This window comes from Poseidonocella sp. HB161398 (assembly GCF_005870025.1).
Classification (GTDB): Bacteria; Pseudomonadota; Alphaproteobacteria; order Rhodobacterales; family Rhodobacteraceae; genus Mangrovicoccus.
The window spans coordinates 1-26152 of record NZ_VATA01000074.1 but is presented as its reverse complement, the minus strand read 5'-3'; the positions used below and the strand labels follow the sequence as shown (position 1 = coordinate 26152).

The 26152-nt window shown below is 65.0% G+C and carries 18 protein-coding genes; 5 read left to right on the top strand and 13 right to left on the bottom strand.

The features are described from left to right. Positions 1 to 549: 549 nt before the first annotated feature. A complete protein-coding gene (locus FGX59_RS31330; RefSeq protein WP_138471798.1) occupies positions 550 to 3138 on the bottom strand; it encodes a DEAD/DEAH box helicase in 2589 nt (862 codons plus the stop codon). Positions 3139 to 3141: 3 nt separating this feature from the next. Then, positions 3142 to 5280 (bottom strand): site-specific DNA-methyltransferase, encoded by a 2139-nt coding sequence (locus FGX59_RS31325; RefSeq protein WP_138471796.1) that lies wholly within the window; start codon positions 5278 to 5280, stop codon positions 3142 to 3144. A gap of 314 nt (positions 5281 to 5594) precedes the next feature. Here FGX59_RS31325 and FGX59_RS31320 point away from each other — a divergent pair, with 314 nt between their 5' ends. Beyond that, positions 5595 to 6053, top strand: a complete 459-nt coding sequence (locus FGX59_RS31320) for a hypothetical protein (protein ID WP_138471794.1) — start codon at positions 5595 to 5597, stop codon at positions 6051 to 6053. A gap of 155 nt (positions 6054 to 6208) precedes the next feature. Here FGX59_RS31320 and FGX59_RS31315 read toward each other — a convergent pair whose 3' ends face one another. The 7 genes from FGX59_RS31315 to glmU all read right to left on the bottom strand — a co-directional run bounded on the left by FGX59_RS31315 (position 6209) and on the right by glmU (position 17436). After that, positions 6209 to 7705 carry a hypothetical protein gene (locus FGX59_RS31315; RefSeq protein ID WP_138471792.1) on the bottom strand — a complete coding sequence of 499 codons (1497 nt, stop codon included), beginning with the start codon at positions 7703 to 7705 and terminating at the stop codon, positions 6209 to 6211. Between the two features lie 134 nt (positions 7706 to 7839). After that, on the bottom strand, positions 7840 to 9486 hold the full coding sequence (locus tag FGX59_RS31310; protein WP_138471790.1) for a TnsD family Tn7-like transposition protein: 1647 nt from the start codon (positions 9484 to 9486) through the stop codon (positions 7840 to 7842). A 14-nt stretch (positions 9487 to 9500) separates the two neighbouring features. After that, positions 9501 to 11111, bottom strand: coding sequence for an ATP-binding protein (locus FGX59_RS31305; protein WP_138471788.1), 1611 nt, complete (start codon positions 11109 to 11111; stop codon positions 9501 to 9503). Further along, a complete protein-coding gene (locus FGX59_RS31300) occupies positions 11104 to 13269 on the bottom strand; it encodes a Mu transposase C-terminal domain-containing protein (RefSeq protein ID WP_138471785.1) in 2166 nt (721 codons plus the stop codon). Before FGX59_RS31300 ends, FGX59_RS31305 begins: the two co-directional genes overlap by 8 nt. Further along, positions 13266 to 14102, bottom strand: a complete 837-nt coding sequence (locus tag FGX59_RS31295; protein ID WP_138471783.1) for a TnsA endonuclease N-terminal domain-containing protein — start codon at positions 14100 to 14102, stop codon at positions 13266 to 13268. The genes FGX59_RS31300 and FGX59_RS31295 overlap by 4 nt, the downstream gene beginning before the upstream one ends. Positions 14103 to 14246: 144 nt before the next feature. Next, positions 14247 to 16082 carry a glutamine--fructose-6-phosphate transaminase (isomerizing) gene (glmS, locus tag FGX59_RS31290; RefSeq protein ID WP_138471782.1) on the bottom strand — a complete coding sequence of 612 codons (1836 nt, stop codon included), beginning with the start codon at positions 16080 to 16082 and terminating at the stop codon, positions 14247 to 14249. A gap of 4 nt (positions 16083 to 16086) precedes the next feature. After that, positions 16087 to 17436 carry a bifunctional UDP-N-acetylglucosamine diphosphorylase/glucosamine-1-phosphate N-acetyltransferase GlmU gene (gene glmU / locus FGX59_RS31285; protein ID WP_138471780.1) on the bottom strand — a complete coding sequence of 450 codons (1350 nt, stop codon included), beginning with the start codon at positions 17434 to 17436 and terminating at the stop codon, positions 16087 to 16089. Positions 17437 to 17543: 107 nt separating this feature from the next. On the opposite strand from glmU, the gene FGX59_RS31280 reads away from it, so the two are divergent. Continuing rightward, a complete protein-coding gene (locus FGX59_RS31280) occupies positions 17544 to 18218 on the top strand; it encodes an HAD hydrolase-like protein (protein ID WP_138471778.1) in 675 nt (224 codons plus the stop codon). A 77-nt stretch (positions 18219 to 18295) separates the two neighbouring features. Here FGX59_RS31280 and FGX59_RS31275 read toward each other — a convergent pair whose 3' ends face one another. The 4 genes from FGX59_RS31275 to FGX59_RS31260 all read right to left on the bottom strand — a co-directional run bounded on the left by FGX59_RS31275 (position 18296) and on the right by FGX59_RS31260 (position 22986). Continuing rightward, positions 18296 to 19591, bottom strand: coding sequence for an MFS transporter (locus FGX59_RS31275; RefSeq protein ID WP_138471776.1), 1296 nt, complete (start codon positions 19589 to 19591; stop codon positions 18296 to 18298). A gap of 270 nt (positions 19592 to 19861) precedes the next feature. Next, on the bottom strand, positions 19862 to 21322 hold the full coding sequence (gene hydA, locus FGX59_RS31270) for a dihydropyrimidinase (RefSeq protein WP_138471774.1): 1461 nt from the start codon (positions 21320 to 21322) through the stop codon (positions 19862 to 19864). 62 nt (positions 21323 to 21384) lie between these two features. Continuing rightward, the gene (locus FGX59_RS31265) at positions 21385 to 21672 is read right to left on the bottom strand and encodes a GIY-YIG nuclease family protein (RefSeq protein ID WP_138471772.1); all 288 of its coding nucleotides are present in this window, start codon (positions 21670 to 21672) and stop codon (positions 21385 to 21387) included. 66 nt (positions 21673 to 21738) lie between these two features. Further along, positions 21739 to 22986 carry a Zn-dependent hydrolase gene (locus FGX59_RS31260; protein ID WP_138471770.1) on the bottom strand — a complete coding sequence of 416 codons (1248 nt, stop codon included), beginning with the start codon at positions 22984 to 22986 and terminating at the stop codon, positions 21739 to 21741. 249 nt (positions 22987 to 23235) lie between these two features. Here FGX59_RS31260 and FGX59_RS31255 point away from each other — a divergent pair, with 249 nt between their 5' ends. From FGX59_RS31255 to FGX59_RS31245, 3 genes are all read left to right on the top strand, one after another. Then, positions 23236 to 23865 carry a TetR/AcrR family transcriptional regulator gene (locus FGX59_RS31255; protein ID WP_138471768.1) on the top strand — a complete coding sequence of 210 codons (630 nt, stop codon included), beginning with the start codon at positions 23236 to 23238 and terminating at the stop codon, positions 23863 to 23865. Positions 23866 to 24527: 662 nt separating this feature from the next. Continuing rightward, on the top strand, positions 24528 to 25124 hold the full coding sequence (locus FGX59_RS37845) for a 2-dehydropantoate 2-reductase (RefSeq protein WP_171060913.1): 597 nt from the start codon (positions 24528 to 24530) through the stop codon (positions 25122 to 25124). Next, a complete protein-coding gene (locus FGX59_RS31245; RefSeq protein WP_171060912.1) occupies positions 25103 to 25474 on the top strand; it encodes a ketopantoate reductase family protein in 372 nt (123 codons plus the stop codon). Before FGX59_RS37845 ends, FGX59_RS31245 begins: the two co-directional genes overlap by 22 nt. The last annotated feature ends 678 nt before the right edge of the window (positions 25475 to 26152 follow it).

Genomic DNA, 26152 nt, shown 5'->3' with positions numbered 1-26152 from the left:
GTTGGACGGCAAGGCTACCCCGCCACACGATCGCCCAGCGGCGTCTCCAGACCAGGATCCGGGGTGACCGGATGTCCCGGAATCCGTGACCGGATCAAATCGGAGTCACTGACCGGATGTTATCGGAATGCCTGACCGGATGGCCCCGGAACGCGCAGAGAGGCCTCAATCGTCAGGCAGTTGCCCGCATTCCCAAATGCACAGGAGGTCGATCGGCACGCTCCGCTGCCAAGCGCGCCAATGCCGCGCGAGCGGCTTCGTCCCTGGGCGGATTCCGGACCTTCGCCGCAGGTGCGCAGCATCCCTGACTGGCCGTGGAAGCGGACATTCCCGCGGAAATCCAGTCCGGAACCTGACCGATGGGAACGAGGGGCGGGAGGTACGAAGGCGGTCTCTAAGGGGCGATATTCTCCCGACCTGTTAACCTCTCGCGGTCCGGTTAGGCCGGTCAAGGCCTTGGTGTTGGGGGTTTTGGATCGCTACTCAAGCGTAACCGTTGGGGGAGCCGTATCCATCGCGCATGGAACTGGCGTCCAACTTCGGTGATGTTCAAGGCAAGTAATCGAACGCATCTTCGCTTTCATATAGAGCCTTGATGGTCGTCGTCGTAGAGACCGACGCGCGCGTCGCGGCTTCCTTCAGGTCCAGAACACGGAACCTGTCGCCGATTTTCGCAACGGCCTCGATCCGACGATACTGTTCACCGAAGCGTTCTGCGTACTGCGCCAGCCCCTTGAGCTTCGGCATCGCGTCGCCGAACTGAATCCCGTGCGGATCGACGATATCGGCGACGACGGTCCCATCGTCCTGTTGAACGAAAAAAACGAAGTCGGGCCTGACGATCCTTGGTTCGCCCCCATCCTCGTAAATGATGCCAAGCGAGTCCTGGCTGGCGCGCGACGGGTTCCGGTACCACGCGACGGCTCCCGCCCGCGCGAGTTCGGATTTCAGGACTTCACCTTCCCAGGAATTGAAGTCCTCGGGGAATATCCCATGCTCATCGCACAGCATGTGCCGCTCGAACGATGGCAGCGGGGTCTCTGAGCCGTTTGCCTCCCGGATCGTCGTCGGCTGCATCCAAGATGTCGGTCGAGCCAAGTCTACATCCATGGGGTTCGCGCTCATCTCCCGGATCTGGCGATACACGTCCTGACGCTCGTCGGAGAGGTTCTTGATGTCGACCCGGAAGCGAGTGAGCCATTGGTTCGCGAGTTTCTCGGCCTCAGCCTCAAGTGTCTCTCGGATGCCGGGAACCAATCCCAGAGCGCCAATCGTGACATGCGCCTCGATGAGAGCGGCTTCCATGTCGTCCGCATCGCCTTCGTTCCGCGCCAGGTAGTCGCTATACGACGTCGCGAGATCCGGACTGATCGCGCGGCCCGCCCTGCGATACGCGTCCTCGATCACGGCATAGTCCGCTTCCTCGAGGAAGTCGTCGAACGACATGCCCCCGCCTTTCAGGTCGGCCTTCAGGCTCTTGCCTTCGACTGTCAGGACCGATTTGCGGGCAGTCTCGATTTCCGTCTTGTAGCGGGCTCTGGCGCCATCGAGCACCTTGTGCATTTCCGCATGGGCAGCTTTGCCAGCGTCCTCTAGCAGGCCATCCACGGCCAGCTCATGCGCCAGCGAGGTCAGTCTCTTGACCGGACGGGCATGCCGCTTTGGCAGGGATTGGGACGGCAGCGAGAGCAGCTTGTCCCACACCGTCTCCTGGATCGAAGGATTCGGCTTCAACTCGACGGGGTTGATCAGCACGCGGCGACCCGGCAGGTCGTCGCCACCGTCCCCACCAGACATCAGCGCCTTGGCGACGTCCTTGACCGAGGCTTCGTCGAAGAACGGGAGCAGGCAATCGACCGAGTTCAGTCGTTCGTTGCCCGGGATCCGCCGCGCCAGTGGGGTGCGGACCATGCGCCCCAGCAGCTGCGTGATGTGCGTCTTGTCCCGAGCAGGCCGGAACGACACCATGACTTCGGCGCGCGGACAGTCCCACCCCGTGCTGATGGCGTCCTTCGCGATCAGGATCCGGACCCATGTCGATTCCTGAACGCGTTCGGGCGAGATGTAGGGCACGGTGTGGCGGCCGAAGGTCTGGGTGGAGTGTTCCCCGAACACATGCGCCACCGCATCCTCGGGCAAGTCCGGCCACTGCGTGAAGATGGTGTCGAGAGCCCGGCCGATGTCGTTGTGATCGGGCGCGTTCGGAACCTGCAGAACCATAAGGGGCAGCACTGTTCCGGCATCGTCCTGCTGCTTGCCATAAGCCTCCCAGGCGGAGGATATCTCCTTCAGCTTGTCGGTGCCGCGGCGCACCAGCACGGTATCGAACTGCCCCGCCTCTTTCGGCACGTCCAGGATGATCGTATCCTTCAGCAGACCTGACGCCTGGACCTTGGCGGAATCCACCACCACGTTCGGCAGGGTCGCGCGGCCCGTCATGTCGGTCATGGCGGCGTTGAACCGCTCGACCGTGGCCGAGATGCCCCAGACGACCGGTATGCCGGGGACCGGTCCCGAGCCGTTGATCAGCCGCTTGACGATGGTGGTCTTCTCGCCCGCGCCGGTCGCGGCGCGCATCCCGCGATGCGCCTCGTCGAGCACGAGGTAAAGCGTCAGCGCGGGGTCATCGATGGTGTTCTGGATCGTGTCCCAGATGGTGAAGGAGCGACTGTCGGGCATCAGCCGGATCTGGCCGTCCTTCTCGATTCCCTCGTCATCGGGATTGTGCCCGCGCACCAGGAGGCTCGACTTGCTAAGCTTCTGGGTGTTCAGAAAATAGACCTTTCCCGGTTCCAGCACCTCGCGCTGGAACGTGCTTTGCACCACCACAAGGTCCGAGATCGACAGTCTGTCCGATGCCTCGAGCAGGCGGTAACGTGACTGCTCGTTCAGGGACGGATCATCACTGAACCAGATCACCACCGCGCCGGGATCGGGCTCGATGTCGTAGTTGTCGTCGCCGTGGAACAGTGCCTCGAACACCGCCGCCGCCATGACGGTCTTGCCCGCGCCCGTAGTGGCCGTCAGTGAGAAGGCAGTCTTCCGATTGCGGTCGCGCCAGAATGCCCTCGAATCCCGTAGGTTTTCTAGAACCTCCCGTACGGCTTCTTCCTGATAATCCTTGAGTGTGAACTTCATGGCTCAGCGGCCCATCGAAAAGCGGAAATTGGAGAGGTAGGACTCGTAGAGCCGCACCGGTTCGACGCTGTCGGGCAGCGCACGCGCCACCGCCTGGAACCGGCGGTCGTCATCTGTCACGACGTAGGCGATGCGTAGGGTCGGTTGGGCGGCGGCCGCGTCGCAGAAAACGGCGGCGCGGTCCAGGTCCACAAGCAGGCCGTAAGTGTCGGCCACGTCCCAGCCGGCGGCGGGAAGGTCATCGATCCGACGGCCTTCCGACCCCGCGCGCATCCATAATAGCGGTGCGATGCGCTTGAAGGTGAAGTTCGCGCCGACGGCGACATGGGATTCATAGGTCAGGGTGAAGAACTCTGCGTTCTCCTCGAACCCCTCCGCCATGGGGAATTCGTCGGTAAACTTGTAGTCGCCCTTGATGTCCTCGCCCTCAGGCGTCCTGCCGGTGATGGCGGCGGCGATGCGAGGCTTGGTGATGTAGTCACAAATGCCCAGTTTCTCCCAATCTGGATCGCCAGGGCGCAGACCATTCTTGCAAAGGCTGGCTTGTTCGTCGGCCGCAACCTCGTTGTTGGTGACTGAGATGCACTGCCGCCGGCCGCCATCCTGACGGTTGAGACGCATAACTGCATGTGCAGTGGTGCCTGATCCTGAGAAGAAGTCGAGGATGGTTGCTGTCGGCTTCTCGGCAACTGCTATGCGAAGTGCATCCTCAACAGCGTAGAGGCTCTTGGGGAAGGGAAACTTTCTATCCCCAGTGAGGCGTCTAACGAGCATAGATCCGTACTCGCCAGCCTTGTGGCTACCTCTGTTCCAGACGGTCTTAGGTGTTCTACGAACTCCACGCTCACCGAAATCGACCTCTACCGAACCGTCCTCTCTGCGCCCTGTAACCACCAACTCTCCGGAATCGATGCGCCGAATTTGCGACGGGCCCAGATAGAGGATTGACCATCGGTCATTCTTTGCGTCGTGCGCCCCGACTCGCGCAAAACCATCCGCAATCAACTTGCGAAGCGATGCGGGTGATTTCTGCCACGTAGCTTCCTCATCGCGTCCAGCTCGAACAGGCCAGACGGTTATCAGGCCGGGCTGATCAGGAACCGTTGAACGGTCGACACTTAGCGGTATCGTTTCTCCTACTTTGGCGATTGTACGCGTCTGTGGGTCAATAAATATGGGGAAAAACAAATTGGGACGATCTTGGCGGCGGGAGTTGTTTCCACCACGCAAAAGCCACTCCCACCGAACGCCCGACCTTTGGGAGGATGAAAGACTCTCGGTGTCTAGCAGGCTATCAACTACCAGCGAGGGCCCAGCATCTCCGAAAAAGACAAAGAACGCATACTCCTCAACCCGCGCTAACTCTTTGCCCCTGGCGACTCCGTTGGGATTAATTACGATTGTAACCATTTGCTGTTCAGCTTCAGGAAATAACTGCTCAAGAAGCAAGCCGAGCCTGAGATATTCTTTCTCGTCAATTGTGACGACCAAAACTGACCCGACTGGGTTGAGTAGTTCTCGAGCAACGAGTAGCCTTCGTTCCATGAACGCAAGCCATTTCGAATGCCGATAAAGGTCCTCTGACTCGACGTAATCGTTGTTGTATTTCCAGTCCCGCGCGCCGGTATTGTAAGGTGGATCGATGTAGATGGCGTCGATCTTTCCGCGATGGGTGTAGGTCAGCGCCTCTAGCACATGGAAGTTCTCGCCGTTGATCACCGTGTGGAACGGCTTGTCGCCGCCGCGCTCCACCCGCCCGGTGCTGACCAGGCCGGGGTAGATGTAATCCCGGAACTCAGCCACCACGACCAGATCGGCAACCGCGACATCCACCATCTCTGGCGCCGCGGTGTCGATCAGCTCGACCAGCGCCATCCGCGCCTCGCCTTCGCCGTCAATCCGCTTGACGCGCCAGAGCCGCTGGTCTGGGCGCTGGACAGAGCCGCGCGGCGGTAGGATCCGCACCTTGTCGCCCCGCCGCACGGGGCGGCCGGGCAGCTCCACGCTTTCGGGGCGGTGTCGTTCGAAGTTCAGACCGAAGGCCCGCCGCGACGCCAGCGCCTTGAACTCCCGCTCGAGCTCATCTCCCAGAGCGCTGTCCTTGGCCTTTGCCCGGGCAATCAGATCCGTCAGACGCGACATTGCCAGCCCTCGTGCCCCGCACCCGCAACTGCACCACACCCATGATGCCCCGCGCGCGACGTGCGGAGCAAGGCATGCGCGCGTTCGACCGCAGGCGGCCGATGGGCAGGCAAGGTGGTAGGGATCGCGGTCGCGGCTATCATCATTGCTGTGTCCTGTCAGGCGGCGACGAACTTGCCGAACGCCCTGCGAAAATGAGCTGACAGAACCGCCGTTTAAGGCCGCAGACTTAACCGCAAGTGCATGATGAAGCAAGCCGAATGGCGGCTTACGCCCGCAGTCCTCGGCTCCTGTCTGCGCCAGGATGGACAACAATGGCCATACGATTTTCAGAACAGCGACGTCTGACCAGTGTCGTCCACACGGAGGACACCGAGCAACTGCCATGTATGATGGCGCTTGGCCATGTTGCCGACACAGAACAACATGCCCTTCCGAGGCTATTCCTCGTTGAAGGTCTTGCTCATCCAGTCCAGCGCCGCTTAGTCGGATCCCTCTCGCCGACGGCCGTTGAAGAACATGGCGCGGGCTTCCCAATCGCCATTCGCGTAGTCGTGGTGGCCCGTGGCATCTTCAAACTTGAAGCGGAAATCTTCGGGACTGGGTTTGAACCGCGCCTTCAGTTCCTCATCGAAGAAGCTACCCTGGATGCTGCACCACCCATCGAAGGTCCGCTTTCGGGGCGCGCAGGCCATGTGGCGAAAGTCCGGTCAGGGCCGATCCTACCAGTTGGCTGCCGCTCGGGGAGTGGCCGTAATGTGCGCGAAGGGTGAGTTCGGTTATGAGAGGATGCTGCGGAGAGACTCGAACGGCTGTTCGTCGGCCCGCTGCAAGGCGGCATGTTGGATGATGAGTGACCCGTCTGGAGCGAGCGGCATCAATGCCGGGCACGGAAGCTCTTAAGAACGGATGGCGAAGAAAGCCATCATCAAAGTTTGAGCTTGTCGATGAGCATTGCTGCCCATTTGGTCTGATATTCTGGGCTTTTTGATCTGCTCGAATGGCGAAGCATTCGCTTGATGCGCTGTGTTTTGAATTCATCTTTCCCTATCTCTTCGATATTGTTTGGCCAGTGGCCATTGCTTTCCAAGCTCTCCAATGCAGTGACAATGTAGGACTCGACACGCGCAGAGTTGACTTGCGTCAGGGCGTGAAGACCCAACGCGGAGAGTGCTGTCAAACCGGTGTGATCAATTTCAAGCAACACGGTCGGCGGTTTGCCGACGGACGTAAAGGTAGCAATCAGGCAAGGTCTCCGATGGTTTCCGGCCAAAGCAAGGGGAGAGTTTTCCGGCATCGCGCAAATGGACGAGGACACCGTTGTTGTCGAAGGCAGCAGGTCTTGCAAGCGACGCAGCGTGTCGACAAGAGGTTCGAGATCGCCAATGTAATCAGGCGACGCGAGTTGGATGGTCCGGAAAGACAAAGGGGGGAGCTGTGGTATGGTCGAGATGTCGGAAACAGAAACTTTGATACTCTCTCGCTGTGGAGTTTCTGCAGAAGTGACGCTTTCAGCCTCCTGTCGCTCGGTGGCGTTAGAACGGCTCCCTCTCGGGGAAGACATTGGCAACGGTTGGCGGCGAACGGACCCCTGCCGGTTGATGAAATCGCTCCCGGCTCGTAGCCAGTTTGCAAAATCTGGATCTCCGCGCGCGCGGGACGGAGCGCCTTCGATATGAAAATCTTTTTGAACTCTCGCAGACGCTTTTTCCTGTTCGGATTCTTGAAGGTTCGTGGATGCCGAGTCGGCGATCCGCGCACCTTTCTTCTTTATGGCCGGATGGTTGTATTGGAGGCGATGAAAGCCATGGGATTTTCCGGGCAAGGACAGGATTTCGTAGACAAGCGCCGCGCCCTCGCCGAAAAGGCCGCGGAACGTCATGGTAAATCCCCCAAGTTCGGGAGGCATCAGCAGTATTCCGTCTTCAGGGTTCGACAGGCGGGCGACGCTGTTCCAGGAAGCCGCGCCAACCGGATGGGCCGCCAGCCAAGCGAATTCCCTCACGAATGCCTCGGTCAGAAGCTTCTGGGGCATTGCACTGGTAAACTCGAGGGCAAGATTCTGGACATGGCCTGCTGGCACCGGCACACAGAGGTCCGCCAGGCCTCCGTGCCGCAGGATGACATTTGCCAGGACGCGCTCGTGGAGAAACAATCGCCTGACCAATTCCAGCGGAGGAATGTAGACGTCGAGTCCCGGAGTTCGGCAAAGCAGGAGCTTCTGTTGGGACTTCCGCGGCATCTTGTCGGAGAAAACGTCCGCTGGCACATCGCTCAGCGTCACGTATTCGGTATCCTGCAGCGCGGCGATGAACACCTGGCCGAGTGAGCCCATCTGGGTTGCTAACGAAAGAAAGCCGTCGTTATAAATCCGGCCGAGCGCAAGGGCAGGAGCCATTCCGAACGGGACAACCACCTCTTTCATCTGCCCGGTTTCAGTGCCTCGCAGGGTGCAACTCAGCGCCCAGTCTCCATTCCGGTCGCGGTGAAGGTTCCGGACCCAGGCCAGCGCGACAGACTCGTCAAGCACGGCAAAGGGGATGAATCGGGGAGACCGGGTCACGGGGCCGTGTCTCCCCGCAATGCCTCGGAGATCTTCCGCGAGACCCTCTGCGGGAGACCGGACAGCCGATGTATTTGCCAGGGACGGGCACTGTGCCCGTGCGAGAGCAGGGTTTCGCGCGCCCATTTCACACGTCTAAGCCTGAAGGTCTCGAGCGGTTCTTTCTCGCTGGCGAGCTGTCGTTTGCAAAGAGGGAGCATTTTGAGCCGGGGCAGGAACCAGCCTTCCCGTCCGAGTTCGCGTTCTATCGCAGCAATCGTAACCCTTGCCGGAGGGGTCCTGAGACGGATGGTTTCTGCTGCGGCGCCGATCGAGGGGGCCAGCGCCGAGTCCATCCCGGCCCAGTCTTTGCGGGGGCCGGGAGCGCAACGGAGAGCAAATTCCGGGGAATTTTCTTTCAGCCATTCCGGATGATGCCGGTTGAGCCAGGTCCAGTCTGCAGAGAATTTGCATTTCAGGGCTTTCCGGCTCAGGCCGCTCTCCATCGCCTCTTGCCAACGCCGTTTGGTGTCAGTTTCGAGATCATCTGGCGGTTTTGCGGGTGCCACGGTTTCCATATTCTTCCACGGCCCATCGATGCCCAGCCTTGCCGCATGACGCTGGATGGTGCGCGGGTCGACGCCGACGGCACGGGCGGCTGCCCGAAGGCCCTTTGCCGACGCTGCCGCTACCCGCAGGCGGCGTTCGAAGGCGGGATCATCGGCCAGGAAACGGCGGGGCTTCGCGGCCTTTCGCCGAGGCGGATCAGGTGGCGCAGCCTCGAGGACGAGATCGAACAGGATGTGCTGCAATGCACTGAAGGCGTGCCGGTGCTTGCGGCCCATTGCGACAAGCCAGTCCGTTCGACCCGCTGCAGGATAAATGGGTTGAAGCGGCAGCAGGGCATTCCCGGCTGCTTCGGTCAGCCGATCGATGCGAATGCGTCCGGAAGGCCCGGCGAGTCCAGCCTCGATCAGGCGGGATCTGCAGTGCAGGCCAATGGCCGCGAAATCGGCAAAGCGCACCGGACGGTCGAGAATTCGCACTGCCTTGCGTGCTATTTCACCCAGCAGATCGGTCCCGGCTTCACGCCATTCCGCCGGGTTGTCGGTGGGCTGCACGCAGGTTTCCCTCGAAGCCGCAACGAAGTCGTGCTGGCTGTGTTTTTCCGGCATGCGTGCAGCAACAAGGGCAGAGCCGTGGTCCGGACAGACCAAGACCCCGGGAAGCTGATGGGAACGGTGCCAGTAGGCTTCGCCATGTCGCGCCCGTGCTTCATCAGCGCAGTCGGGACACCATCGGAGACGGGCGGGAGGAAGGCGGAGGCCGGCCGCGATCCCGAGCCGGGCGTGGAGCCCGGCGGCCGGTCCGTCGATCATCGCCCTCCGGGCGGCATCGACGATTGCCTTCGGCTGGTAGGCCGCGTGGAATCCGAACAGAGTGGCGCGGACCAGCGCGTGCGGGTATTCGCGAACAGTCGGCGGCATTCGCCTTGACAGCGCCCGGAGGTGGCATTGCAGATCGACGGAAGCGCGAACGGACCGGTCTCCGAACAGGTCGTCCAGTGTCTGCTTGGCGCTGACCGAGCAGCTATGGCGATGATATCGGGCCAAGCGGCTGTATAGCAGCTCGTCAGGCAGCTGGGCGGGGAAATATGTCAGCATCCCGCGCCCCGCCTCTAGCCGGCATCTTCAAGTGGCGGACGAATGTACCCAGCCTGCATGAAAACGTCGTGCGCATCGTCGGCAATCTCCGGGAGGAGATTGCGCAAGTCCAGAGGATCCGGTTGGATCACGGCGGCCGTCCCGGCGGCCTTGCTCTTCCGCTTCTTCCTTGGTTTTGCTTCCGGTCCGCGATCTTTCAGACGATCGGAAATGGCGCCGACAAGATCGAGAGTCGATGCTCCGGGATTCGCGAGCCGGGCTTCCCCCAGCATGATGGCTGCGAGGTCCGGCGCCACACCCAGCTGCTCCAGCATGGCCAGGAGGGCAGCGTCGTCGAGCGTTTCAGCGGGATTGACGGAGGGCGGCCGTTGCGGTTCAGGGTTGGGTGTCGATCCGCCCAAGCGCATGGTGGCGTCCATCAGCGTCTGTCGGACGTATTCGGCCAGGGGAACGAGATCATCGTAGAGTTCCAGCGCCCGAAGATCATTCCGGCGCAGGGCGTCGATCATGGGCGCGATCAGCCTGAGATCCTGCTTCGCGACATGGCGGATCAGGCCGACGTCAATCCGTTCTTCCCTGCCTGCGGCGGTGCCTAACTGGATCGCTCTCGACTGGACGAGCATGTAGAGCTTGATCACCACATCGAGAATGCCCTGGCTTTCGTCCCTCAGCGCGGCAAGGATTCCGTCATCGAGAGGAGTTTCCACGCTTGTCCATTGCCATGACCACATGCGGCGGATGAACACCTCCCATTCCCTGTTATCGGGGATAGGTTCCCAAACGGCACTGCCGACTCCGCTTCCGCGCCGGGCCTGCCGGAAAGCGCCTTGGAGGACCGGCAATGCGGCCGGTGTTCCGACAAGCAGGACAGGCAGGCCAATCTTGTTGATGAGGGTGACCAGAAAGTTCAGCAGGTCCTCACGGCCCTCGCCGCGCGCCCGCATCAGATGCTGGATCTCGTCGATGACGAGAAGGCCCAGGGCATGGCGATCGGCGACCTGGGCCATGTTGACGACCATGGCGTCCAAGGCATGGCGATCGCCGCCGTGCCGGGCCTGAAACTTCGTGCCGAGCAGGCGGTCCATCTCGGTGAAGAAGCTGATGCAGAGCTGCTTTGCAGAGCCCTTGTGCGGGCACTCGAGCTTCAGCCACGACACCTGGGTGAGAGCTATGGGGTCGTCATGCTTGATGGTCTGCGGGTAGAGCCGCAGGATGCGGGCAATGCTCCGGCTCTTGCCAATGCCGGAGCAGCCGATCAGGGCGACGCCAGAGGCGGTCGTCTCGACCGGGTGGCGCAACGTATCGAGGTTCCGGGCGATGACCCGGGCATGGCTGTTGTGGAGCCGGTGGATGAAATCTGTCGTGTGCGGGTTCCGGCCGATATAGCCTTGCCGGATCAGGGCCCCGATATGCGCCTCCAGCGTCAGGTGGCGTGAGAGCGGATCGAAATAGCGGCCGAGCCTCTGGACGCAATGCAACCGGAGATGCGCCGGATAGGTTCGTTCGACGGGACTGTGTGCAGGAAGGTCGGTGAGTGCCGCGATGGCCTGTTCCGCCGAAAGCGGTGGGGGAAGGCTGGAGATGAACGGGTTGCCCGCGTATTCCGGCAGCTCGGGGTCAGGCATCGCCGTCTTCCCCGTCGCTCTTGTCCAGATGTTTCCGGATGTTTTCCATTGGGGGAAGATCATAGTCGTCCGACGGCCTATCCTGGTTCCGGTCGAAGGGAAGGACATCGGCGGAACCTCCCTTGTTCGGAGCGAGGTCGAAAGCCTCGCGCGGCCGCAGGGCCGCGCGCTCCTCGGTTCTCGAGCCGCGGATATCTCGCGTCCGCTCGGCCTTGGATCTGCGGTCTTCCGGCTTTCTGGCCTTGGCGTTGTCGACGATTTCGTCGATGGAGGACATGAAATCAATGCGTCCCTGCGTCTGCGCGGGAAGCCTCTCGGCGCGCTGGCGGCGGTCTTCCTTTTGAATCTGATCGATTTCCCAAAGTGTCCGTCCGCGAAACGGATCGCTGCGCACCGTGAGACTGCAGGGCTCGAAAGGGCCGCGGCCATTCGGGTCGCGGATCCAGATCGTGTCCATCAGCCGCGGCTCGTAGCTGATCGGCACCTTCCAGCTCCGCGTTTGGCGCGCCTTCTCGAACCAATGCTCCGCGATGGCCCGGGGGCAGCTGTAGTAGAGGCGATTGAAGCGGAGCCCCTTCGCCGTCACGGAGGCTTCGCCGGATGGCAGCAGGGCGAGCTTCACGAGATCTTCGGGGAAGCTGCGCTGCAAGCCGGTGCGCCGCTGGATGCCCCATGACCATAGGTCCAACGGCACGGGATCGACATGATCCGCGATCATCTGCGGATCGCGCTCGTAGCCGCCGAGCATGTGCTGGTTGTTGTAGTAGAGTACGATGTTGATGATGATCTTGGTGAAATCATCGATGTCGAGCGTGGCGTCGAGGCGATAGTCCCTTGCGCCGCGCTCACGGAAATCGGGCGCGACAAAGCCCGGAGTGAAGGGGCCGAACGCCGCGTGCAAGAGCCCGAACCGGCGCTCGACGATGCCTTTCCAGTCCGCGCGATACGGCGCGGCATTTTCGAGTCTCATGCCGAAGCGCTGGATCAGCGTGTTCGCGGCGGGGCCCAGCATTTCTCCCCTGTCGGCCAGCAGCACGGCGGGAAGGCTGTGGCACGGCCAGTCGGCTTCGCCGATCTCGATGCCGAACTGGGCGCACCAGGCCGGCTTTGCGCAGGCCGCATTGGCCAGGGCCGTCATGGCACCGACCCAGCTGGCGTTCTCCAGCCCGATATAGACCCCGGCGATCATCCGGCTGAACACGTCGATGACGACATAGATGGTCGGACGGCCGACGATCTTGCGCCGGTCGAACCGCGAGACGAGGTAGATGTCGGCGATGGTCGCGTCGATCTGATAGCGCGATCCGGGCCCATTCACCTCGTCGAGCGATGTCCCGAGAATGGCGCGGCTGTCCTTGTCGTAGACACGTGGCGTACGCCGCTTGCGCGCCAGTTCGAACAGGTCGTTGTCCTGCTCAAGCCAGTACCTGAACTGCGCGAGGCTCGGATGCTCTTCTCTCAGCTTCTTCTTCTGCCTGCCGGAGGCCTCATCGAAAACAAGGTCCGTGAAGTGATGCTTGAGGCATAGGTCATAGCAAGTCGCGATGTCGATCTTGCCATTGCTCCCGTTCTTGCTCTTCTTCGTTGCAAGGTGCTCGTTTACGCTTTTGCGGAAGGCAGTCCTGACCGTTTCGTCGACATTCATGCCTGTGCCGCCATACAGCACCGGTGCGCCGCGCTTGATGCCCCGGTCGGGCTTTGGCCTGCCCGGGGCGCCAGAGGCCGCGTAGTCTGGACAGAGTGCGGCAGGCGTCATCCCGCGCTGCCACCACCGTCTGAGCAACCGGTAGATCTTCTGCCGGGTTGTTCCCGTTTCCGCGGCATGGCTGTTGACCGCGGGTGCCCGCTTTCTCGGATCGAAGATATCCGGCTGTTGGGCAAGCAGAGGTTTCAGAAGTGAAAATGCCTCGTCGCGCCGGGTCGCCCGGCTGTCGGTCAGCGCTTCGCCTTGTCCGATCCAGGGATCATCAACGACCGCAACCGTTCCGGCCGCCGTCAATTCTCCGAGTTCCGAGCGCGCCCTGCAGATCGGCACCGCTTTCGGATCATCGATGTCGATGAACCAGCCGCCGCTCCGGCGCGGGAGCAGCCAGATCAGCCGTTCGCGATGCTCCGTTTCCGAATGCAGGAAAACCTGGCCAAGGAGCAAGTCGATCATCCGGATGCCCTCCCGGCGGAGACGGCCGGTTCTCTCCGGATTGCGGAGATTGGTAGGGCATCGGTGATCGGCCGCATCAGATCGGTCCGCCACGCCTTGGTCGCCAGAAGATGATGGACGAGAAGGAGCGTGCTGCCGGCCTCCATGCCAAGGCGGGCGTCCATGTCCTGCACGAGTTCCCGCAATGTCGCGCAGGGCGTGCGGTCCAGTTCAGCGTCCAGAATATGCATCCGCGCCTGGAAATAGCCCTCATGCGGCTGCATCAGCTGGTCGATGTCGCGGCTGCTGCGCAGAAGCTCCAGATTGGCCAGCAGCACGGGCGGAAGCTCGCGCTCCGTGACAATCCCCCAGTCCACGCCGCGGGACGTCCAGTAGCGCCGCTCGATTTCCAGCTTCTCCACGACGCGCGGCTTGCCGAGTTCGGAGGCTGGCTTGACTGCGCGCGCCACGGTGACGCCGCCGCCGTCCCGGTACAGATCGAGGAGGAAATCCGTCGTCTGGACGAGCGGGACGCGGCTGGTGGCGTCGACCGGGTGCCGAATGCCAGCGTCTTCGGCAATCGCCAGCGTCTCGTCGGCATCCATCGGAAACTGCTCGCGGATATCCGTCACGCCTTCGGAAGAATCGAAGATGAGGAAGGCATTGCGTTCCAGGTCTGAAAGAAGGTGATGGATACGCTTCGTCAGAAATCCCGGCATCCGCTGGGCGCGCCCGCGAGACGGGACATCGGCGACCGTGAGCCACGGCTTGTAGTCCGGGCCTGCACCTTGACCGCGCCCTTCCTTCCGGAAACGCGCGATCTTCGCTTCATCGAACCCGTAGCGTGATGCCATGCCAGACCCGCCGAGATATCCGCAATGGCTGCAGGATACCTCTCAGTGGCTTCAGGTACAAACTTTATTCTACAGGTACAAACTCTTTTCTATAGGTACAAACTTTATTCTCACGCCACACAAGACGCCGGCAGCCCTGTCCGCTCACTCCACCGTCACGGATTTCGCCAGGTTGCGGGGCTGGTCCACGTCCGTGCCCTTCGCCACCGCCGTGTGATAGGCGATGAGCTGGGCCGGGATTGCGTAGAGCAGGGGGGCGAAGAGCGGATCCGCCAGCGTCGGCATGCGCACGATGTGCCAGACGCCGTCGCCGGCCTCGGCCGCGCCCTCGGCATCGGTCACCAGGACCACGCGGCCCTCGCGGGCCATCACCTCCTGCATGTTCGAGACCGTCTTCTCGAAGAGCGCGTCGCGGGGCGCCAGGACGATCACCGGAACCGTCCGGTCGATCAGCGCGATCGGGCCGTGCTTCAGCTCGCCGCTGGCATAGCCCTCGGCATGGATGTAGCTGATCTCCTTCAGCTTCAGCGCGCCCTCGAGCGCCAGGGGATACATCGCGCCGCGGCCGAGGAAGAGCACGTCGCGCGCCTCGGACAGGGGATGGCTCATCTCGGTGATCCGCTCGCTGAGCTGCAGCGCCTGGTGCGCCAGCCCCGGCATCGCCTCGAGCGCCGCCAGATGCCGCGAAATCTCTTCGGGCGACAGCGTCCCGCGGGCCTCGGCGGCGCGCAGCGCCAGCAGCGCCAGCACCATCAGCTGGCCGGTGAAGGCCTTGGTCGAGGCGACGCCGATCTCGGTCCCGGCCAGGGTGCGGATCACCGCGTCGCTCTCGCGGGCGATGGTGCTGCCCTCGACATTGACGATGGCGCCGACCTTCAGCCCCTCGTCCTTGACATAGCGCATCGCCGCCAGCGTGTCGGCGGTCTCGCCCGACTGGCTGACCACCAGCGCCATCGAGCGCGCGGGCAGCGGCGGCTGGCGGTAGCGGAACTCGGAGGCGACGTCGATCTCCACCGGCAGGCGGGCGAGGGTCTCGAACCAGTACTTGGCCACATGGCAGGCGTAATGCGCGGTGCCGCAGGCGACGAGCGTCAGCCGGTCGAGATCGGCGAAGGGCAGGGCGGCGTCGGCGGCCCCGGGCAGGGCGAGCCGCCCGTCCTTCACATAGGCGTCGAGCGTGTCCTTCAGGACGCCCGGCTGCTCGGCCATCTCCTTGGCCATGAAATGCTTGTAGCCGCCCTTCTCGACCCGGGCATGGTCCGCCGGGACGCGCTGCACGGGGCGGTTGGCCAGGCGGCCATGGACGTCGTGGATGGTCGCCCCGGCGCGGGTGATGACGGCGATGTCGCCCTCTTCGAGATAGGTGATCCGGTCGGTCAGCGGCCCCAGCGCGATCGCGTCCGAGCCGACATACATCTCGCCCTCGTCCTCGGCATGGCCGATCGCCAGCGGCGAGCCCTTGCGGGCGGCGACCATCAGGTCCGGCTCGCCGTCGAAGAGGAAGGCCAGCGCGAAGGCGCCGCGCAGCCGTCCGATCGTGGCGGTGGCCGCCTCGACGGGGCCCAGCCCCTGGCGCATGTAGTTCTGGCAGAGCAGCGACACGACCTCGGTATCGGTCTGGGTCTCGGGCGCCAGCCCGTCGCCGCGCAGCTCGTCGCGCAGCTGGCGGAAATTCTCGATGATGCCGTTATGGACGACGGCGACCGGACCCGACTGGTGCGGGTGGGCGTTGCGCTCGGTCGCGGCGCCATGGGTCGCCCAGCGGGTGTGGCCGATGCCGGCCTTGCCCGCCAGCGGCTCGTGCACCAGCTTGTCCGAGAGGTTGACCAGCTTGCCCACGGCGCGGCGGCGGCCGAGATGGCCGTCATGGATCGTCGCGATCCCGGCGCTGTCATAGCCGCGGTATTCCAGCCGCTTCAGCGCCTCGACCAGGATGGGGGCGACTTCGTGATTGCCCAGGACTCCGACGATTCCGCACATGGGCCTACCCCTTCTTCGCTGCTTTCAGCGCCTTCAGACGCGCCATCATCTTCTCGGCCAGCCCCGGCTTCGTCACCTGGCGCGACCGGGCCACGGCCAGCGCGCCCGCCTCGACATCCGAGGTGATCACCGAGCCCGACGCCGTCATCGCCTCGGCGCCGATCTTGACCGGCGCCACCAGCATCGTGTTCGAGCCGATGAAGGCGCGGGGGCCGATCTCGGTGCGGTGCTTGAAGACGCCGTCATAGTTGCAGGTGATCGTCCCCGCGCCGACATTCGCGCCCCTGCCGATGGACGCGTCGCCGATATAGCTCAGGTGGTTGACCTTGGCGCCCTCGGCGATCTCGGCGTTCTTCACCTCGACGAAATTGCCGACCTTCACGTCCTCGGCCAGCTCGGCGCCGGGGCGCAGCCGCGCATAGGGGCCGACGATGGCGCCGCGCGAGACATGGCAGCCCTCCAGATGCGAGAAGGCGCGGATCACGGCGCCGGTCTCGACTGTCACGCCGGGTCCGAAGACGACATAGGGCTCGACCGTGGCGTCGCGGCCGATGATCGTGTCCTGGGCGAAATGCACCGTCTCGGGGGCGGTCAGGGTGACGCCGTTCTCCAGCGTCTCGGCGCGCATCCGCGCCTGGAAGGCGGCCTCGGCCTGCGCCAGCTCGGCGCGGGTGTTGATCCCCATCGTCTCGGCCTCTTCGCACAGCACCACCTCGGCGGTCAGCCCCCGGGCGCGGCCCAGTGCGACCACGTCGGTCAGGTAGTACTCCCCGGACGCGTTCTGGTTGCCGATTTCGCCGACGAGCTGCATCAGCGTGGCGGCATCGGCCATGATGACGCCGGAATTGCACATGCGGATGGCGCGCTCGCCCTGGGTGGCGTCCTTGTACTCGACGATCCGCAGGAGCCGCTCCTCCACCGTGACCAGCCGCCCGTAGCGGCCCGGATCTTCGGCCATGAAGCCCAGCACGACGATATCGGCCCCGCCCGCGCGGGCCTCGGACATCGCCTCCAGCGTCTCGGAGCGGATGAAGGGCGTGTCGCCGTAGAGCACGACCGCGTCGCCCGAGGCACCCTCGAGCACCGGCGCGGCCTGCAGCACCGCATGGCCGGTGCCGAGCTGCTCGGACTGGATCACCACCTGCGCCTCGGGGTCGATCTCGGCGACCGCCTCGCGGACCTGCTCGGCGCCATGGCCGCAGACCACCGCCACGCGCTCGGGCGCCATGGCCGCGCCCGAGGCCATGGTATGCGCCAGCATCGGCACGCCCCCGAGGGGATGCAGCACCTTGGGCAGATCCGACTGCATCCGCGTCCCCTGGCCCGCCGCCAGGACGATCAAGCTCAGCCCCATTCTGTTTTCGCCTTCCTTTGCCTCAAGTGACGTTCTATCCAGCAGATGGCGCGCTGCAAGAGGCGGCAGCGTCACGGTTGATGTCTGTTTGTGACAGGGGCGGGTGCATGGCAACGGTGGTCTTCGATCTCGACGGAACGCTGGCGGATACGTCGGGCGACCTGCTCGCGGCGGCGAATGCGGTATTCCGCGCCTGGGGCTACGGAAACGTGCTGGATCCCGCAGTTGCGGGCGATCGCGGCGCGGCGATGAAGGGCGGAAAGGCGATGCTCCGGCTGGGGCTCGGACGGCTCTACGGCCAGGTCGACGAGGCGCGGGTGGACGCGGGATACGCCCCGCTGCTCGAGGCCTACGGCCAGGCGCTATCGGTGGAAACCCGCCTGTTTCCGGGCGCCGAGGCGGCGGTGGAGCGGCTGCTTTCCGCCGGCCACTTCACGGCGATCTGCACCAACAAGCCCGAGGGGCTGGCGGAATCGCTGATGGCGGAGCTGGGGGTGCGCGGCCTCTTCGGCGCGCTGGTGGGGGCCGACACGCTGCCGGTCAGGAAGCCCGATCCGAAACCGCTCTTCGAGGCGGTGGCGCGGGCCGGCGGCTCGGCCGGGGCGGCGATCCTGCTGGGGGACACGGTCACCGACCGCAGCTGCGCGCGCAATGCGGGGATCCCCTGCGCGCTGGTGACCTTCGGGCCGGACGGGCACGATGTTGCCGCGCTGGAGCCCGAGGCGCTGATCCATCACTATGACGAGCTGGAAGCCTGCCTCGAGGGGCTGGGCCTCGCCTGACGCGCCGCAGCGGGCGGCGCGCCGGGAGACAACCGGGACGGGGCGGGGCAGGGGCGGCGGACCGCCCCTTTCCCTTGTCAGACCTTGCCGCGCGCCGAGGCGAAGATGCAGGCCAGCGTGATCGCGGCGGCCGCGCAGAGGTAGTAGCCGACATAGGCCAGCCCGTAATTCGCCTGCAGCCAGGTCGCGATATAGGGGGCCAGCGAGGCGCCGACGATGCCCGCGAAGTTGAAGGTCAGCGACGAGCCGCTATAGCGCACCGCGGTCGGGAAGGGCGCGGCCAGCGCGTTGCCGATCAGCCCGTAGGTCATGCCCATCAGCGCCATGCCCAGCGTCACGAAGGCCAGGATGCGCATCTCGTCCGCGACCATCAGCACCGGCACCAGGAAGGAGAAGGCGGCGATCAGGACGGTCGTGGCGATCAGCACTTCGCGGCGGCCGAAGCGCTCGGCGATCAGGCCGGCCAGCGGGATGAAGGCCCCGAAGACCACGGCGCCCCAGATCTGGATGGCCAGCGCGTCGGTGAAGGGGATCTTGATGACCTTGACGTTGTAGCTCAGCAGGTAGGCGGTGCCGATATAGAAGAGCACGAAGGTCGCCAGCGCCACGAAGGTGCCCAGGAACAGGCTGGTCTTGTGGTTGCGGAACAGCTCCACCACCGGGACGGCCACGCGCTCGTGCTTGTCGATCGCCTTCTGGAAGTCCGGCGTCTCGGTCAGCGACAGCCGCACCCAGAGGCCGATGACGATCAGCACCGAGGAGGCCAGGAAGGGAATGCGCCAGCCCCAGGCCAGCAGGTCCTCCTGCGGCATGAACTGCAGCAGGATCCAGAACAGGCCGGAAGACAGGAACAGGCCGACCGGCGCGCCCAGCTGCGGGAACATGCCGTACCAGTTCTTCTTGCCCTCGGGCGCGTTCTCGGTGGCGATCAGAACGGCGCCGCCCCATTCGCCGCCCAGGCCGAAGCCCTGGCCGAAGCGGCAGAGCGCCAGCAGCAGCGGCGCGAAGACGCCGATCGAGGCATAGCTCGGCAGGAAGCCGATCACGACGGTGGAGATGCCCATGGTCAGGAGCGCGGCGACGAGCGTCACCTTGCGGCCGATGCGGTCGCCGAAATGGCCGAAGACCACGGCGCCCAGCGGACGGGCGAAGAAGGCGATGGAGAAGGTGGCGAAGGACGCGAGCAGCGCCGTCATCGGGTCGGAGCCGGGGAAGAACAGCGACGGAAAGACCAGCACGGCGGCGGTGGCATAGACGTAGAAGTCGAAGAATTCGATCGTCGTGCCGACCAGGCTGGCGCCCAGCACGCGGGCAGGAGAGTTCACCCGCGCGGCCCCGGAGGGCGCGGATGACACGTAAGTTGTATCGGACATGGGTTGAGTCCCGGTTTGGTGTCTGTATTAACCGGCGCTGCTTACTCTCATGTTCCCGTGACCTGTACCGCTCCGGATGGGTAAAAAGACGTTTTCTATGTGCGTTTTCGCGCAGTGAGGGCCGCAAAAATTGAGGGTGGGCAAATAATTTTCTGTCGCGGCGGGATCTCCGCACGCGTCCCGCGACGGGGATGGGCTCGATCCGGCGACGAATTCTTTCTCCGTCGGGGCGCCGCGCCCCGGGGCAGGGGGCGGCGCCTGCGGCGGGGATCAGATCCCGGCGGGGATGTTCAGCGGGTCGCGCTGGATCATCTTCGGCGCGCTCAGCGCCTTCCATTTCGACAGCGCCGTCGCCGCCGAGGAGAAGGCCGGGCGGGGGACGAAGCGGCCGCGTCCGGGCTGCGGCTGGCTGTTCTGCCCCCAGGCCCAGATCACCTCGCCGCGCGAGAGCGTGTAGCGTGCCTGCGCCGTCACCTCGAAGCCCTCGAAGACATTGTAGTCCAGCACGGAATGATGCGTCGCCGGGGTGATGGTCTTCGAGATTTTCGGATCCCAGACGACGATATCGGCATCCGCGCCTTCGACAATGGCGCCCTTCTTCGGGTAGATGTTCAGGATCCTGGCAATGTTCGTCGAGGTCGCCGCGACGAATTCCTCGGGCGTCAGCCGGCCGGTCTCCACCCCTTCGGTCCACAGCACGGCCAGGCGTTCCTCCACCCCGTTCGAGCCGTTGGGGATGATGCGGAAATCGTCGCGGCCGCGGCGCTTCTGCTCGGTGGTGAAGGCGCAGTGATCGGTCGCCACGACCTGCAGGCTGCCGGCCTGCAGCCCGGCCCAGAGCGAGGCCTGGTGCTCTTTCGAGCGGAAGGGCGGCGACATCACCCGCCGCGCGGCATGGTCCCAGTCCCTGTCGAAGTACTCGCTCTCGTCGAGCGTCAGGAACTGCACCAGCGGCTCGCCATAGACCCTCATCCCCTTCTGCCGCGCCCGGCGGATCGCCTCATGCGCCTGCTCGCAGGAGACATGCACGATGTAGAGCGGCGTGCCGACGGCATCGGCGATGGTGATCGCGCGGTTGGCGGCCTCGCCCTCCAGTTCGGGCGGGCGGGAATAGGCATGGCCCTCGGGGCCGGTGATGCCCTCGGCGAAGTACTTCTCCTGCAGCGCGGCCACGAGGTCGCCATTCTCGGCATGGACCATCGGCAGCGCGCCCAGCTCGCGGCAGCGCGAGAAGGAGGCGAACATCTCGTCATCCTCCACCATCAGCGCGCCCTTGTAGGCCATGAAATGCTTGAACGAGTTGACGCCCATCTCGACGGCGTCCTTCATCTCGTCGAAGATCGTCTCGTTCCAGCCGGTGATCGCCATGTGATAGCCGATATCGGTGCAGATCTGCGGCGCCGACTTGCGGTGCCAGTCGTTGATGGCGTTCCTGATGCTGCCATCCGCGCCGGGCAGGCAGAAATCCACCAGCATGGTCGTGCCGCCCGTGGCCGCCGCCCAGGTGCCCGACTCGAAGGTCTCGGCGGCGGTGGTGCCCATGAAGGGCATCTCCAGATGGGTATGCGGGTCGATGCCGCCGGGAATGACATAGGCGCCTTCGGCATCGACATAGCTGTCGCCTGTCAGATCCGGGCCGACGGCCCTGATCGTCTCGCCCTCGATCAGCACGTCCGCCTTCCACTGGCGGTCGGCGGTCACCACGGTGCCGCCCTTGATGACTTTGGTCATGTTCCGTTTCCCTGTCGCTCTTGCTGTCCCGCCCCGGGCTTGACCCGGGGCCTCCCGGCGGCTCATCGCGGAATGCGGGCCGTCAGGTCATGCCAGTCCGGATTGGCGTCCATGATCAGCTGGTCTTTCCAGGTCCGCCGCCAGCGGGCGATGCGACCGGCGCGCAGCCGGGCCGCCGCATAGCTCGGATGCGGCTCGAACCAGACCAGCCGCCCGGTGCGGTAGCGCGCGGTATATGCGCCGCCCTGTCCCGCGCGGTGCCGTGCGACGCTGGCCAGCAGATCCCCGGTCGCCGCGATGTGCAGCGTGCCCAGGGGCCGGCTGGCCAGGATATAGGCGTGGAAGGCCATGGCCGAGCCTTGCCGCGGCGGGGCCCCGGGTCAAGCCCGGGGCGGGACAGGGCCCGGTTGCCAAGATCACTCCGCCACCTCGGCCGTCTCCAGCACCGCATGCAGCAGCACGTCGGTCCCGGCCGCGGCCCAGTTCTTCGAGATCTCCTCGGCCTCGTTATGGCTCAGCCCGTCGACGCAGGGGCAGAAGATCATCGCGGTCGGCGTCACCTCGTTGATCCAGCAGGCGTCATGGCCCGCTCCAGAGACGATGTCGCGATGGCTGTAGCCCAGATGCTCCGCCGCCGCCCGCACCCGGCCCACCAGGGTCTCGTCGAAGGCGGGCGGGTCGAACTGGCCGACGATCCTGGTCTCCAGAGACACGCCGATCTCCTCGCAGAGCCCCGGCGCGCGGGCATGGAACTCCGCCTCCATGGCGCTCAGCACCTCCATCAGGTGCGAGCGGAAATCGATGGTGAAGACTGCCTTGCCGGGGATGATGTTGCGCGATTTGGGCGAGATCTCGACATGGCCGACGGCGCCCACGGCGTTGGGCTGGTGCTTCATCGCGATCTCGTGGGCCAGCTCGATGATCCGCGCCATGCCGCGCCCGGCATCGCGGCGCATCGGCATCGGCGTCGTGCCGGTGTGGCTCTCCTTGCCGGTGACGGTGCATTCGATCCAGCGCAGCCCCTGACCATGGGTGACGACGCCGATATCCTTGCCTTCGGCCTCGAGGATCGGACCCTGCTCGATATGCAGCTCGAACATCGCGTGCATCTTCCGCGCGCCGACCTCCTCCTCGCCGATCCAGCCGATCCGCGCCAGCTCGTCGCCAAAGCGCTTGCCCTCGGCATCCACCCGGTCATAGGCCCAGTCGAGGCTGTGCCGTCCGGCGAAGACGCCCGAGGCCAGCATCGCGGGCGCGAACCGTGCGCCCTCCTCGTTGGTCCAGTTGACCAGGACGACGGGGCGGCGGGTCTTCACCTCCATCGCCTGCAGCGTGCGCAGCACTTCGAGCCCGCCGAGCACGCCGAGCACGCCGTCATACTTGCCGCCGGTCGGCTGGGTGTCGAGATGCGAGCCGATATAGACCGGCAGCGCGTCGGGATCGGTGCCCGGGCGGGTGGCGAACATCGTGCCCATCCGGTCGAGCCCCATCTCGCAGCCCGCCGCCTCGCACCAGGTCCGGAACAGCGCGCGCCCTTCGGCATCGGCATCGGTCAGGGTCTGGCGGTTGTTCCCGCCGGCAATGCCCGGCCCGATCTTCGCCATCTCCTCGAGGCTGTCCCAGAGCCTGTCCGGATCGATGCGCAGATTCTGCCCGTGCTTCATGATCGTCTCCTGATGCTGCGGCGCCTCCGGCCGCTGGTCTCCGGGAGGCTGCGAGAAGCCTGCACGATCGGTCAATCTTTTCCTGACCGATCGTGCGGAAACCTGCTGAATTTTCCGCAGCGCTGCTGCAGGATGACCGGATAGCGGGCTTTGCCGCAACGGCGGCGCGCGCGGCGCGGCGGCAGGGATTGCCACCCGGGACGGCGCCGCCGCCAGTCTGGGACAGAGGCAGCAGGACGGCAGGCAGGCGTGACGGCACGGGAAAAGGGCATCCAGCTGAGGAACCGCGAGGAAACTGTCGCGCGCATCCTCGGAGCGGCGGAGCGGGTCTTCGCCGATTTCGGCTATGCCGGCGCCTCGATCAGCCGCATCGCGGCCGAGGCGGGCGTGCCGAAATCGAATGTCGTCTACTATTTCGAGACCAAGGAGCGGCTCTACCGCCAGGTGGTCAGCGGCATTTTCGAGATCTGGCGCGAGGCGGCCGGCGGGATCCGCCCCGGCCGAGATCCGCTGGAGGCGCTGTCGGACTATATCGACGTCAAGCTGGAGCTCGCCCGCACGCGCCCGCATGGCTCGCGGGTCTGGGCCAACGAGATCATCCAGGGCGCGCCGGTGGTCCAGGACTACCTGGAGACGGAGCTGAGGGCCTGGACCGAGGACCGGATCGCGGTGATCGCGCTCTGGATTGCCGAGGGGCGGCTGCGCCCGGTCAGCCCGCGCCACCTGCTCTACGCGATCTGGGCGACGACCCAGCACTATGCCGATTTCACCCATCAGGTCGCGACGCTGAACGGCGGCGCGCCGCTTTCGTCCGCGCAATGGGACGAGACCCGCCGCGCGGTCAAGGACCTTCTGCTCGACGGGCTGCGCCCGCGCTGAGCGTGCCTCCGGCATGAGGCGCCTGTCTTCGCGGGGCCAGCGCTTGGCCGCCGGGCAGAGCCTGTCCCGGACCGCTCGCGGCCGCGGATGCGGCGTGGTTCCGGGCTCAAGGGCAAGCGGCAGAACGCTCCCGTCTGCGCTCGGGATTTTCCACGCGGAGAGTTGGCCATGCGAGATCATTGGACATTTGCCAGGAGGGAATGGCCGGACCTGGGTCTATCCTGCGGCACAGGCCGCCGAGGCCGCAGCCAAGCGGCGGGCGGCGCAGGATGACGGATGCGCATCTGAAGGGCCGCCGTCCGGTTGGGCGCTCGCAGGCGCGTGGTGGAGTGCTCCAGCGCGATGTGCCGCCGGAGGAAATCGACCGGCGTCACGCATGGTGCAGCGTGTCCCTGCCGGTATCGGCCGTTCATTGGGCGGCGCTGCGGCATCGCAGAAACCGTTCGCTCCAGGACATCAGTGGCCGCCGTCAGCCTAGGGCGTGCGGGATTTCAGCTGCCGGAAACCCCTTGCCGTCGGGCGGGACGCCCGGTTCCAGGCGCAGCTGGCCAATGCCGCGGCCCGCTGGCCCGGTGAAACGAGCCGCGCTCGATGCCGTCGTTTCCGTTTCACCAGGCCGGAATTCCCTCATGGGGTGCAAAGGAGGGATTCTGGAGGGGGCCATGGGCAACGATCGCATCGCGGTGCCGGGCGGCGGCTCGGTCGGGCTCTGCATGGCGGCGAATTTCGCGCAGGCCGGGGCGGAGGTCACGTTGCTGCTGCGCGGCGGCCGCGCCGGAGAGATCGGTGACAGGGGCTTCGCGGTGTCGGGCCTGCTCGACGCGCACCGCCCGGAGCCGCGCGCCATCTGCCTCGCGGAGTCGCATGCGCCGGATGCGCGGACCCTGTCCTGCGACATGCTGCTTGTCGCGACCAGGGCCTGTGACCTGGCCGAAGCGCGCGGGCGCCATGCCGGGTGGCTCGACGGGAGGAATCCGGTGCTGCTCCCGCGGAACGGGCTCGGCACCGCCGAGCTGGCCCGCAGCATCCTGGGCGATGACGTTCCGGTCTATTCAGCCGCCATGATGATCGGCATGGTCCGCCGCGGCCCGGCCGAGGTGGCGGTGGCCGCGCATGCGGGGCCGCTGCGATGCTCGGCGCCTCCGAGGCGCCGCTGGCGGCCTTCCTCGGCCTCGCCGCGGCGGGCGTCCTGCCGGTCGCGCATGACCCTGCCATCAGCGACACGATTCTCTTCAAGGTGCTGTTCAACAGCTGCATGAACCCGACCGCGGCGCTGACCGGCCCGAGCTTTGGCGGCCTTCTTGAGAATCCGCATTCCCGCCTCCTGGTCGCCGACCTGGCCCAGGAGGCGCTGGAGGTCTTTGCGGCGCGCGGCTGCCGGCCCGAAGAAAGCGGGCAGGTCCATGTCGACGGAACGCTGAGCCGCATCACCTTTCCGGGCGCGGCCGGGCACCGGTCCTCCATGCTCCAGGACATCGAAGCCCGCCGCCGCATGGCAATCGACGTACTGAACGGCGCAATTGCGGAGATGGCCAGGCGGGCAGGCCTGAGCTTCTTCAGGTTCATCAGGAGCCCCTGCCGCTCCAGCATCACTTGGATGCGCCGATAGCCGAATCGCCGCGACGGCCTTCATCGCTGCCCTCGCTTAGGCATTGTCCGGCCCCACGCTGCGATAGCGCACGCCCGATCGATCCAGCGCCAGTGCCTTGCACGCCCGCCGCTGGCTCACCCCGTGGACGGCCACGACATGCGCCACAGCCTCCCGCCTTTTGCCGGACGCTACCATTTTCGCGAGGCGACATCCTTCAGGATCCCGGTGATCTGGTTCCGATGGGGTTGCGCGGCCCCCTTGAGGCCACGGTCCCATCCCCAATCCGTGAACCTTGATCGCGTCATTCTCCGTGTTCTGGTTGGGGCGGACTCTACTTCGAAATGCAGGAAGAAAGGGGCTCAGGTCACGGTTTGGGGCTCCTTCAGCAGGCCAATGATCTGCTCTTCGCTGAATCGGCTCTTCCTCATCGTCTGGAGAGCAGGCGACATTCAAACCGCCGACTTTTCAGGGGAGCAGGTCACCTGCAATTCCAGGCCGCCGATGAAGCACCGTTCCCGTCCGCCAGAGCAATCCGAGGGGCCGTCGTGCCCGTGTCACGGCGCAAGCCCGTAGAATGACCAGCTGCGGCCCCGCCTGGTTGAAATGATCTATCTGCGCCGCGAACTGGCGAAGCTCGCCGGGCTGATCGACTGGGAGGTATTCGAGCGCGAGTGGTCCGGGTTCTGCCCGTCGGAG